This is a genomic window from Streptomyces bathyalis (assembly GCF_015910445.1).
GTDB classification, from domain to species: Bacteria; Actinomycetota; Actinomycetes; order Streptomycetales; family Streptomycetaceae; genus Streptomyces; species Streptomyces bathyalis.
Window position 1 is genome coordinate 6087123 of the sequence record NZ_CP048882.1, and the last position, 11452, is coordinate 6098574.

Annotated in this window: 11 protein-coding genes; all 11 read right to left on the reverse strand. The window is 71.1% G+C overall.

Annotation, left to right across the window (positions count from 1 at the left end; translation table 11 throughout):
- Positions 1-19: 19 nt before the first annotated feature.
- Complete coding sequence (locus G4Z16_RS26340) at positions 20-973, reverse strand: NAD(P)-dependent oxidoreductase (RefSeq protein WP_197353123.1); 954 nt, start codon at positions 971-973, stop codon at positions 20-22.
- Positions 966-1361 carry a 4-carboxymuconolactone decarboxylase gene (gene pcaC, locus G4Z16_RS26345; protein ID WP_197353124.1) on the reverse strand — a complete coding sequence of 132 codons (396 nt, stop codon included), beginning with the start codon at positions 1359-1361 and terminating at the stop codon, positions 966-968. The genes G4Z16_RS26340 and pcaC overlap by 8 nt, the downstream gene beginning before the upstream one ends.
- 69 nt (positions 1362-1430) lie before the next feature.
- A complete protein-coding gene (locus G4Z16_RS26350; protein WP_197353125.1) occupies positions 1431-1817 on the reverse strand; it encodes a cupin domain-containing protein in 387 nt (128 codons plus the stop codon).
- A 31-nt stretch (positions 1818-1848) separates the two neighbouring features.
- A complete protein-coding gene (locus G4Z16_RS33355; protein ID WP_197353126.1) occupies positions 1849-2769 on the reverse strand; it encodes an NAD(P)-dependent oxidoreductase in 921 nt (306 codons plus the stop codon).
- A 106-nt stretch (positions 2770-2875) separates the two neighbouring features.
- Positions 2876-3706, reverse strand: coding sequence for an SDR family NAD(P)-dependent oxidoreductase (locus G4Z16_RS26360; protein ID WP_197353127.1), 831 nt, complete (start codon positions 3704-3706; stop codon positions 2876-2878).
- Positions 3703-4593, reverse strand: a complete 891-nt coding sequence (locus G4Z16_RS26365; RefSeq protein ID WP_197353128.1) for an N-acyl homoserine lactonase family protein — start codon at positions 4591-4593, stop codon at positions 3703-3705. The genes G4Z16_RS26360 and G4Z16_RS26365 overlap by 4 nt, the downstream gene beginning before the upstream one ends.
- Positions 4590-5933, reverse strand: a complete 1344-nt coding sequence (locus tag G4Z16_RS26370; RefSeq protein WP_197353129.1) for an MFS transporter — start codon at positions 5931-5933, stop codon at positions 4590-4592. The genes G4Z16_RS26365 and G4Z16_RS26370 overlap by 4 nt, the downstream gene beginning before the upstream one ends.
- Positions 5934-6216: 283 nt before the next feature.
- The gene (locus G4Z16_RS26375) at positions 6217-7902 is read right to left on the reverse strand and encodes an alkaline phosphatase D family protein (protein ID WP_197353130.1); all 1686 of its coding nucleotides are present in this window, start codon (positions 7900-7902) and stop codon (positions 6217-6219) included.
- Positions 7903-8097: 195 nt separating this feature from the next.
- Complete coding sequence (locus G4Z16_RS26380; protein WP_197353131.1) at positions 8098-8892, reverse strand: thioredoxin domain-containing protein; 795 nt, start codon at positions 8890-8892, stop codon at positions 8098-8100.
- Between the two features lie 104 nt (positions 8893-8996).
- Positions 8997-9722 carry a hypothetical protein gene (locus tag G4Z16_RS26385; protein ID WP_197353132.1) on the reverse strand — a complete coding sequence of 242 codons (726 nt, stop codon included), beginning with the start codon at positions 9720-9722 and terminating at the stop codon, positions 8997-8999.
- Between the two features lie 135 nt (positions 9723-9857).
- On the reverse strand, positions 9858-11204 hold the full coding sequence (locus G4Z16_RS26390) for a DUF2252 domain-containing protein (protein ID WP_197353133.1): 1347 nt from the start codon (positions 11202-11204) through the stop codon (positions 9858-9860).
- Between the last annotated feature and the right edge of the window lie 248 nt (positions 11205-11452).

Below are 11452 nucleotides of genomic sequence, written 5' to 3' on the forward strand. Positions count from 1 at the left end.
CGGCCTGCTCGTCATGCATTTAAAGTTCGCTCCCTTCCCGGTCAGAGGTCCCGGCCTGTTCCAGCCAGCGGACGATCTCGGTGTGGTCCGCGCCGGAGGGCAGTTCTCCCGCGGCCTCGCCCCACAGCTCCGTGGCGGCGGCGCCGAGACGCCCCGGGGTGCCGGTGCTCTCACCGAGTCCCACGGCGATCCGCATGTCCTTGAGCATGAGCCGGAGAGCGAAGCGGGAGTCGAAGCTGCGGCCGAGGATGAAGCGCGGCCACTTGTTCTCCGTCGAACCGCTGCGTCCGCTCGCCCCGTTGATCGCCTCGATCATCACCTGGGGTTCGAGGCCGAACGCCTGCCCGGCGAGGACCGCTTCGCACGTCGCCAGCAGATGTGTCGCGGAGAGCAGGTTGTTGAGCGCCTTGAGCGCGTGCCCGGCACCCTCCGGTCCGACGTGCAGCACCTTGGAGCCGAGGTTCTCCAGCACCGGCCGTACGGACTCCACGGCCGCCTCGGCGCCACCGGCCATGATGGTGAGGGTGCCCGCCGCCGCTCCGCCCGTGCCGCCGGAGACCGGTGCGTCGACCACGGCGACGCCGAGCGGGCGTGCGGTCTCCGCGAGCGCGCGGGTGCGCACGGGTTCGGACGAGCCCATGTCGACCAGGACCGAGCCGCGTCGCATGGCGTCCAGCAGGCCCTGGTCCTCGACGACTCTGCCGACGGCGCCGGAGTCGGGGAGCATCAGCACGACGGCATCGGCCCCGAGCGCCGCTTCGGCCGCGGAACCCGCACGGGTCCCGCCGGTGAGTGCGGCGGTCTCGTCCGTCACTTCGGGCCGGGTGTCGTACAGGCTCAGCCGGAAACCGGCACCGGCCAGGCGCTGCGCCATGGGGCCGCCCATGTTGCCCAGGCCCACGAAGCCCACCAGTGAACCGGGACCCAGCACCGACGGGCCGGCCCCGTGCTCCGCGTCCGGCGGCTCAGCCATCGGAGCGCACCTCCTGCAGCACCTTCTCCGCTACCCGGAACGACTCGAGGGCCGCGGGGACGCCGACGTAGACGGCCGTCTGCAGCAGCGCCTCCTGGATCTCCTCCTCCGTGCAGCCGTTGGTCACGGCTCCCCGCACGTGAACCGCCAGTTCGTGCATGCGGTTGAGGGCCGTGAGCATCGTGAGGTTGAGCAGGCTTCGGGTTCTGCGGTCCAGGCCCGGGCGGTTCCACACGGCGCCCCAGCAGTACTCGGTGACCAGTTCCTGCACGGGCCGGCTGAAGTCGGTGACGTTCGCGAGCGAACGGTCGACGTGCTCCGCCCCGAGTACCTCGCGCCTCACCTGGAGGCCTTCCTCGAACCGGCCGTCGTCCTGCCTGGTTGTCATGCTTGCTCCTTGCTCGTCGCTCCTCTTGCTCCGCGCTGCCCGCGGATGCTCCGCCCGGCGGCCGCGGCGTCAGCCGGTGCCGGGGTACGCGTCCTCGCCGACCGGTTCGAGCCACGTCGTGGTCCCGAGCGAGACGGCGGTGTGGAGGAGATAGCTGCCGGGCGCCGCGCCGTGCCAGTGGACCTCTCCGGCCGGCACCCACACCGTGTCGCCGGCGCCGAGTGGCTGAGCCGCCTCGCCCTGGGTGCACACCAGGCCGCTGCCCGCGGTGACTTGGAGGATCTGGCCGTGCTCGTGGCTGTGCCAGTGCGTGTGGGCGCCGGGGGTGAAGAACACGTCGTTGATGACGACGCCGTCGGTCGCCGGGAGCACCGGATCGGCCCAAACGGAGCCGGTGAATGTGGCGGAGCGCTGCTCGGAGAGCCCGTCCCGCGCCCGTCCGTGGACGATTCGCATGCGGCTTCCTGCCCTTCTGTGCGGGCGCCCCTCAAGGGCGCCTCTCGGTCTCGTCGTCCGTCCTGTCGTGGACGCGCACCCCGCCGGACAGATCGCCGATGGCGTCCACGACGCGGTTGCTGATCCGGTTCGCGTAGCCGGTGCTGTTGGCCAGTCCGAAGCTGGCGAGGGGGCCCGCGGCGTTCAGGCTCGGCACGCCCAGCTCCCGCAGCCGGTTCACGTACAGCAGGACGTCCTTCATCATCAGCGCGCCCGTCAGACCGCCCTCCAGGTAGTCGCCCTGGATGATGTGCGGGAAGCGCTTGAGGGTCGCGAAGTTGACGCCGCTGCCGGCGTTGATGACGTCGAGGAGCGCGGCCGGGTCCAGCCCGGCCTTGCGCCCGGCGACCATGACCTCGGAGGTCGCCGCCAGCGACACGGCGTTGAGGAAGTTGTTGAGCAGCTTCGTGGTGTGGCCGCTGCCTACGGCCCCCATCGGGAAGACCTTCGCGGCGAACAGGCCGAACAGCCAGTCCAGTTGGTCCAAGGCGTCGCGGGGCCCGCCGACCATGACGGTGAGGGTGCCGCTCTCGGCGGCGGCGGCACCGCCGGAGACCCCGGCGTCGAGGAGGACGATGCCGCGCTCGGCGAGTGCTGCTCCCAGCCGCACGGTGGATTCGGGGGAGGCGGTGCTCAGGTCCACGACGATCTGCCCGGGGCGGCACTGCTCCAGCAGGCCGCCCTCGCCGAGGACGACGGCTTCGACGGCCGGGCTGTCCGGCAGGGACAGCAGGACGACGTCGCTGCCCGCGGCCGCCTCGCCGAGCGAGGGCGCGTGCGTGGCGCCCGTCGCCGCGGCCCTGGACGGGTCCAGGTCGTGCCCGAGGACGGCGTGACCTTGCTCCGTGATTCTCCGCGCGATCCGGCCGCCCATGTTGCCGAGGCCGACCACAGCGATGCGCTGTCCGCTCACGACGTCACCGTTCCCTTCCGGCTGCTCGGCCTGTCAGGCCTGCCCGTACTGTCCGGCTCTGCCCGTCCGGCCGGTCCGTCCGCCTGCCGCATTCGGGCGCGCCGCGTCATCCGGTCCCGCCCGGGGTCCAGGCACCGGCGCCGCCCGAGGGCCGCACGGTGTTGACCACGGAGGCTCCGCCGTCCGCCGAGACCACCTCTCCGGTCACATAGGCGGCGTCGTCGCTCAGCAGGAAGGCCGTCACACCGGCGATCTCCTCCGCCGTGCCCACACGGCGCATCGGCGTGGTCGTGCCGCGCTGCTCCATGTCACCGCCGCCACCCGCGGCGCCACCTCCGGAGGAGAACAGACGCGTGTGGACGAGGCCGGGCGCCACGGCATTGACCCGCACACCGCGAGGCCCGCCGTAGAGCGCCGCCCCGTGGACGAGACCCAGCGCTCCGTGCTTGGACGCCTGGTAGGCGATCAGGTCGTCGCTGCCGCGCAGGCTCGCGATGGACGCCGTCACGACGACGGCACCGCCCGAGTCCTGTTCCTCGTAGCGGCGGAACGCGGCACGCAGACCGAGGAAGGTCCCCCTCAGATTGACCGCCAGGACCCGGTCGAAGTCGTCCGCCGTCACATCGGGCAGGCGGTCGAAGGTGCCGAAGACGCCCGCGTTGAGGTGATGCAGATCCGTCCGGCCGAAGGCCTCACGGGCCGCGCCGATGTAGTGCTCGACGTCCTCCTCCCGTGAGATGTCGGCCCGTACCGCGACCGCTTCCCCGGGAAGGGTCCGTACGACCTCCTCGACGGCCGCCCCGTCGCTGTCCACGGCGACCACCCGGGCCCCGTCCCCGGACAGCCGCCGGGCGCTCGCCGCACCGATACCGCTGCCGGCGCCCGTGACGACGGCGACCTTCCCCGTGAACGCTCCGGCGTTCTCCTGGGACCTCATGTGCGCTCCCCGTCCCCTTCTCGGCCCACGCTTCCCTTGCTCACGGGTCCGCCGATCCGTACGGCGAGACCGGGCTCCAGCCCCTCGAAGGCGGGGAAGCGCCGCATCACTTCGGGGTCGTGGCCCGGCACCAGCACGTGTCCCGGTGTCCGCGCCATGTCGTTGAGCAGGTCGAAGCCGAGGTACATCGCCTCCAGGTCCGCCACGTAGGCGAACGGCCGGTCCAGCTCCAACTCCTCGTAGTAGTGCGCCGAATCGGACGCCAGGACGGCCGTGCCCCCGCCCGGGGTGGCGGCCAGCACGACGACCTGACCTGGCGTGTGGCCCCCGACGGGGACGACCTCGACGCCGGGAGCGACGGTGCGGGCTCCGTCGAGGAGTGTGAGGCGCCCCTCCTCCCGTACCCGCGGCAGATGCGCCAGTTCGGACTGCTCGACCGACCAGGCGAACTGCTTCCGCGTCGCGCAGGGCCCCGTCCAGAACTCGTACTCCCTGCGGGCCATGACGACTTCGGCATTGCGGAACGCGGCGAGATTGCCGATGTGGTCGTAGTGGGCGTGTGTCACCACCACCTGTTGCACCGACGCCGCGTCGACGCCCAGCGCGGACAGCGCCTCGACTGGCTCCACGAGCGTGGTCCTGGCGCGCCGCGCACCGCCCTCCGGACCGAACCCCGTGTCGACGACGATCGTGCGGCCCCCTCCGCGGACGACCCAGAGGTAGTAGTCCATCCGCAGCGGGGAGTCGACGTCGCCGTAGATGTTGTGATTGAGATAGATCTCCGAACGGGCGCCCATGCGCGTGCCGTAGCGGACCGCCAGCACCTCGTACTCGGCGGAGCCGGCGGTTCCAGGGGCTCCCGCGGGGTCGGCGGGCGGGTCGGTCACAGGGCGGCTCCGGCGCGTTCGCGTCGGCCGAGCGGTACGTCGTCGTCCGCCCGCAGGTCCCGCCCTGCCGTTTCGGGCAGCCAGAGCAGCACCACGAAGAATCCCGCTGCCGCGACGGCCGTCATGTAGATGGCGGGCATCGGCAGATATCCGCTGGCTCCCGCGATGGCCGCGGCGACGAACGGACCGGGGCCGCCGATGACGGCAAGGCCCAGGTTGAAGCCGATGGCGCTGCCGCTGCCGCGGGTGGCGGCCGGGAACAGCTCCGTGAGCAGGACGACCGTGGTGACGCTGACCAGCGCCTGGCTGACGGAGAAGACCACGATGCCGAGAAGCACCAGCGGGCCGCTGCCGGAACTCATGAGCATGAACGCCGGGAAGCACAGCAGCGCATGGCCCGCGCTGCCGATCACGTTGACGGGCCGGCGGCCGAAGCGGTCGGAGAGGATCCCGGCGAGCGGGCAGAGCAGGGCGTAGATGAGCAGTCCGGCACCGCTCAGCGCGAGTGAGGTGGTGCGGGGCATCCCCACGGACTCGGACAGGTAGTTCACCACGAACGTGGCCAGGTAGTAGAAGCCGAGGCCCTGGACGCTGGCGAAGAAGAAGCACAGGGCGATCGACTTGGCGTTCTTCCGCGTGCCGGTGATGAGCGGCTTGCCCTCCACGCGCTGCTGCTGCCGCAGATCGACGAAGACCGGGGTCTCCGGGAGACGGAGCCTGATGTAGAGGCCGATCAGTGCGAGCGGTGCGGCGGCGAGGAACGGCAGGCGCCAGCCCCACGTGTTCAACGCCTCGGGGGAGAGCCAGGAGTTGAGGGCCAGGGCCACGAGACTTCCCGCGACGGTCGCGATTGCCGCCGTGGCCGAGATGACGCTGCCGAAGTAGCCGCGGCGCCCCCGTGGAGCGTGCTCCAGCAGGAACGCGGACGAGCCGGTCCACTCGCCGCCCGCGGAGAAGCCCTGGCAGCAGCGCAGCACCAGCAGCAGGGCCGGCGCGAGCAGTCCGGTCTGCTCGTACGTGGGCAGCACGCCGATCAGGGCCGTGCTGGCGCCCATCAGCACGACCGTCAGCATGAGCGCGGCGCGCCGGCCCTTGCGGTCGCCGACGGAACCGATCACGAAGCCGCCGACGGGCCGCATGAAGAACGCCACTCCGAAGACCGCCAGCGAGGAGAGCAGCGAGACGGCCGGGTCCTCGCTCGGGAAGAACAGCTCGCCGAACGTGGTGGCGAAGAAGCCGTAGACCGCGAAGTCGAACCACTCCATGAAGTTGCCGATTCCGGTGGCGGTGGCGGCCCTTCTCCTCAGCCGCGAAGTGACGGCCGGATCTTCAGTGATCACGATTGGCTCCTTCGACGGACGGACGGGCCGCGCAGAGTGCCGTTCCGGCCTACCGGCCGAGGATCGGCGGCACTGGCTGAAAAGTGTCGCTGGATCGTATGACCGTCATACAGAACGCGTCAACGGTTGTTCCGGATGCGGATTGCGGGGCCGGGTCCGCCCGCGAGAGCCGCGAGATGCGCCCCGGGGAAGCGGGGGCCGCCCGGTCGCGGTTCGCCACGGCAACGCCACGGGCCCCGCCGCGGATGCGACGGGGCCCGAACTGACGGGATTCGGCGGGCGGTTACGTGCCGAGCGGACCGTCCGCCTCTTCGAGGCGCTGGGAGCCGGAGAGGGTGCGGTAGGAGCGGCGGACCTCGCTCGTGGCGCCCTGGTCGGTCTTGTCGGAGAGGACGAAGTAGTCCATGTGCGCCCGCTCGGCGTCGATGTCGAGGACGCCGTAGCCGTGCGAGTCCATGTCGAGCCAGCGCACGTGCCGGTTGGTTGCCTTGATGGCGGCCTCCGCGACCGACGAGACCGTGTCGGGAGCGGCATTGATGATGTCGTCGAGGTTGTCGGACGTGACGGACGTGACGACGAACTCCGTGGCCACCGGCGCGTCGCCGGGGTACGTCGCGGCCTTGACGGGGACGTCGTTCGCGAAGGCCATGTGGATGTCGCCCGTGAGGAAGACGGTGTTGCCGATGCGCTGGTCGCGCAGGTGCGCGAGCAGTTCGCGTCGGTCGTCCGTGTAGCCGTCCCACTGGTCGACGTTGAGGGCCAGACCCTCCTTCGGGATGCCGATCAACTCTGCGAGCGGGCCCAGCAGATGGGCCGGTACGGCGCCGAAGGCCAGCGGCGCGATCATCACCGAGGTGCCGACCATGCGCCAGCGCGCGGTCGAGGAGGACAGCCCGGACTTGAGCCAGTCGAGTTGCCTGCGTCCGGTGATGGTGCGCTCGGGGTCGTCGATCACGTCGCCGTCGCCGATGGACGCCTGCTGGTCGCGGAACGAGCGCAGGTCGAGCAGATGCAGATCGGCGAGGCGTCCGAAGCGCAGGCGCCGGTACGTGGTGCCCTCCGTGGAGGGCCGGACCGGCATCCACTCGAAGTAGGCCTGTTTCGCGGCCCGTTGGCGTTCGGCCCACTCACCCTCTCCGCCGGGGGTGTGGTTCTCCGCGCCGCCGGACCAGGTGTCGTTGGCGATCTCGTGGTCGTCCCACATGGCGATGAGCGGGTGGGCCGCGTGCATCGCCCGCAGGTCGGGATCGAGCTTGTGGTGGGCGTGCCGTGCGCGGTAGTCGGCGAGGGTGATCGTCTCGTGCTCGGGCTGGACGGTACGGAGGGCCTTCCCCTGCAGGGGGTACTCCTCGTGCCCGTACTCGTAGATGTAGTCGCCCAGGTGCAGCACGGCGTGGAGATCCTCGCGGGCGGCCAGATGCCGGTACGAGGCGAAGTAGCCGGCCTCGTAGCTCGCACAGGACACCACGCCGAAGCGCAGGTTGGCGGTGTCGGCCTCCTCGGCGGGGGCCGTACGGGTCCGGGCGGCGGGGGAGTTCACGCCACCGGCGCCGAACCGGAACCAGTAGGCGGTGTCGGCGGCCAGTCCGCGTACGTCCGCCTTGACGGTGTGGTCGGTGGCGGCTTCGGCCTTGACGGTGCCGTGAGCGACGACCTTGCCGAAGCCCTCGTCCTCCGCGACCTCCCAAGTGACCGTGACGGGCTCGCCCTTGCCCGATCCGGGGACGGCGTCCGCGGTGGGAGTGACCCGTGTCCACAGCAGGATGCCGTCGGGCAACGGGTCGCCCGAGGCGACGCCGTGGAGGAACGAGGGGCCTTCGGCGGCGTGCGCGCTGGGAGTCGCGCCGACGAGGGGGAGGAGGGCCGCGGAGGCGGCGGTGGCCGCAACGACGGTGCGGCGCCTGGGGTGCCCGGAGGAGGGTCTCTCTGCCGGGGCTGAAGTGGGGGATTCGCCATGTGTGTTTGTCACGGACTTAGATGTTACGCACAAGTAGCCCCGACGGGCAGGTCACTCGCAAGAGTTCAACTGCCCGTCGGGGCGAGTTCGTCCACGGCGCGGGACGCGGTGCGACGGAACGGCGGAGCGGGTCGGTCCGTACGAACCGCCGTACGCGGCAACGGCGTTCGGGGGTGGCGGCGGGCCCCGCCGCCACCCGGCCGGCCGTTACTGCTTCGGAGCCGTGAGCTTGACGCCCAGCTTCTGCAGCTCGCTCGGCAGCTGCTGCTGGTCGATGTCCTTGCCGTCGATGCGGATCGTGGGCGTGCCCTGGATCTTGGCCTTCTTGAAGTCCGCGACCATGGCGAGCGCCCACCGGTCGTAAGTGCCTTCCTCCACCGCCTTCTTGAAGCCGGCGTTGCTCTTCAGCGCGGGGATCGTGTCCGCGACCTTGAGGAGGTAGTCGTCCTCGGCGAACTTGTCCTGCCTCTCCTCGGGGTGGAACTGAGGCGAGTACAGCTTGTCGTGGTAGTCGCGGTAGGCGTCCTTGCTCACGTTGAGCGCGGCACCCAGGGCGCTGATGGCGTTCTTGGAACCGTCGCCGCCGAGGTTGCCGTCGATCAGGTCGCCGAGGTGCACCTGGAGCTTGTACTTGTTGTCCTCGGCGCCCTTCGCGAGGAGCTTGCCCGCTCCCTGCTCGAACTGGGCGCAGGCCGGGCAGCGCAGGTCCTCGTAGACGTCGACGGTCTTCTTGCCGTTGCCGATGACGATGTTCTGGCCGTCCTTGCCCGAGGAGTTCGCGGGCTTGACCAGCTTCTGCTCCTTGGCCGCCTCCCAGCCGCTGGGTGCGGTCAGCTTGGTGACGGCGAAGAAGATGCCGCCGGCCACGGCGAGTACGGCGAGAACCGCGACGCCGACGAGTGCCTGCCGGCGCATCTTGTCCTTCTTGGCCTGCCGTTCACGTTCCGCGCGCAGCCGATCGCGGGCGGCGCGCTTGGCTTCCTGGCTGTTGCGCTTGCTCATGGGTTTCTTCTCCGTGGTGATGTACGCGGTGTGCGTGGGGGACGACGGTGGACTGTCTCGTACCGGGTCGGCTCGCGTGCCTGTTCCTCAGGCTTCGGCCCTGATCAGGCTGCGAGCGCGAACGGCGGCGGTCCTCGTCGGTGCACGGAGTGGGTGAGCAGCGGCAGCGCGCGCGGGCCCAGAACGGGCTGCGACCGCGGTGCGGGTGCGGGCTCGCCGCACTCGTACGTAAGGGAGCCGGCGGCGAAGGCCGTCCGCAGCGGCCGGAACGCGGTCACCGAGGCCGCGCGCAGCAGCCCGGCAAGTGCCGCCTCGCCTCGCCGGAGCCAGGCGGCGGCCAGGAGGCCGACCGCGATGTGCGCGGCGAGCAGTACGAACGGCGTCGTCGACGGGCCGGTGTTCAGCGGGCCCAGCTGCCCGAGGGCGCCATGGGCCAGGCCCTCGGCCCCGCCGGGACCGCCCTGCGAGGCGATGTGGGCCAGCGGGGCTCCGACGCCGCTGCCGCCGCACAGCAGGTCGACGCCGACGCTGCGCAGCGGCCCCGTGACGGGACCTCCGGTCTGCCCGTAACAGGCATGCTGACCGGTGGTGAAGACGGTGTCGGCGAGCAGCTCCAGCGGGATCAGCACGGCGGCGATGCGGCCGTAACCGCGCTCGCGGTCGGCGAGTGCGAAGGCCAGCAGGAAGATCACGCCGGTGACGGCCAGCAGCGGACCGAGGGGGAGCGGCACCCCCGAGAGCAGAACGTGGGACCCGGCGGACAGCGTGACGCACAGCACGGTGAAGACCACCGCGCGCAGCGTCCGTATGCCTGCCGCATCCATGTCCATCGCCGGAAGTGTGCCATGCGGAGGCGTAAGGGGTCTCTAAATGCGGACCGTGAATTGCCACGCTCCCGCCGCTCCGGGCCGCTTTCCACCGCCCCCGGTACGGGGCCCGGGTGCCGAGCCCCGCGTACCCGCCGCCTACAGGCCGGGGATACGGCCGTTACGGAAGAGGTCGACGAAGATCTGGTGATCGCGCCGGGTCTTCGAACCGTAGTCGTGGGCGAAGTCGGCCAGCATCTGCCGGAAGCCCTCCTCGTCCTCGGCGATCGCGGTGTCGATGGCCCGCTCCGTGGAGAACGGCACGAGGGAGTGGCCGCTCTCGTCGTCCGCCGCGGCGTGCATGGTGGCCGTCGCCCGTCCGAGGTCGCCGACGACCTGCGAGATCTCGGCCGGGTCGTCCAGATCCGACCAGTCGAGGTCGACGGCGTACGGCGAGACCTCGGCGACCAGCTGGCCCCTGCCCCGCAGCTCGGTCCAGCCCAGCCACGGGTCGGCGTGCGCCTGCAGGGCGCGCTGCGAGATGACGGTGCGGTGCCCCTCGTGCCGGAAGTAGCCGTGGATCGCCGGGTCGGTGATGTGGCGGGCGACGGCGGGGGTCTGCGCCTGCTTCATGTAGATCACCAGATCGTTCTCGAGGGCGTCGCTGTGTCCCTCGAGCAGGACGTTGTACGAGGGGAGTCCCGCGCTTCCGATGCCGATGCCGCGGCGCCCGACGACGTCCTTGACGCGGTAGGCGTCCGAACGAAAACGCGTCGCGCCCGGCAGCGTCGCGACGTACGCGTCGAAGGCTTCCAGCACCTCGGAGCGGGTCGCCGTGTCCAGCTCCACGGTTCCGCCGCCGGGGCTGAACCGGCGCTCCCAGTCGCGGATCTCGGTCATGCTGTCCAGCAGCCCGAACCGGGTGTTGGCGCGGGCCGCGCGCAGCGCCATCAGCACCGGTCCCCGCGCGGTGTCGAGGGAGAGAGAGGGCGCCGCGGCGGCGGGCTCGGTGCCCGCGGCCAGGAGGTGGATGCGCTCGCGGTAGGCGTCGGCGTAGGCGCGCACGAGGGCGGTGATCTGCTCGTCGCTGAGGGCCTTGCTGTAGCCGAGCAGCGCCACGGAGGCGGCGAAGCGCTTCAGGTCCCAGGTGAACGGTCCTACGAAAGCCTCGTCGAAGTCGTTGACGTTGAAGGTGAGGCGGCCGTTGGCGTCCATGTACGTGCCGAAGTTCTCGGCGTGCAGATCGCCGTGGATCCAGACCCTGCCGGTGCGCTCGTCGAGGAACGGGCCGGTGCGTCCGGGCGCTTCTTCCTTGTCGTCCTCGGTGGCGTCCGCGTAGAAGAGGCAGGCCGTCCCCCGGTAGAAGGCGAAGGCGGACGCGGCCATCTTCCGGAACTTGACCTGGAAGGCGGCCGGGTCGGCGGCCAGCAGCTCGCCGAAGGCGCTGTCGAAGACCTCGAGGATCCGCTCGGCGCGCGATTCCGCGCCGGTCTGCTGCGTTGCCATGAATACCGCCCTTCCGGGGTGGCTCGACGGTGCACGATGCTGACGGGAGTGCACCGGGATCTTCTCGCACGGACCGTCACCTGCGCAGGCGGGGTGGACCGTCCCCTGCGCAGGCGGGGTGACCGCGCGACTGCCCGCCCGGGCCTGCCGCGAGAGTCCCTACGCCTCGGCGCCGCCCGCGAGTTGGGGTCAGGCGGCCGCCGCCCGCGGTTGTCGGTGCCGGGTCGTAGACTCCGGAACCGATCCAG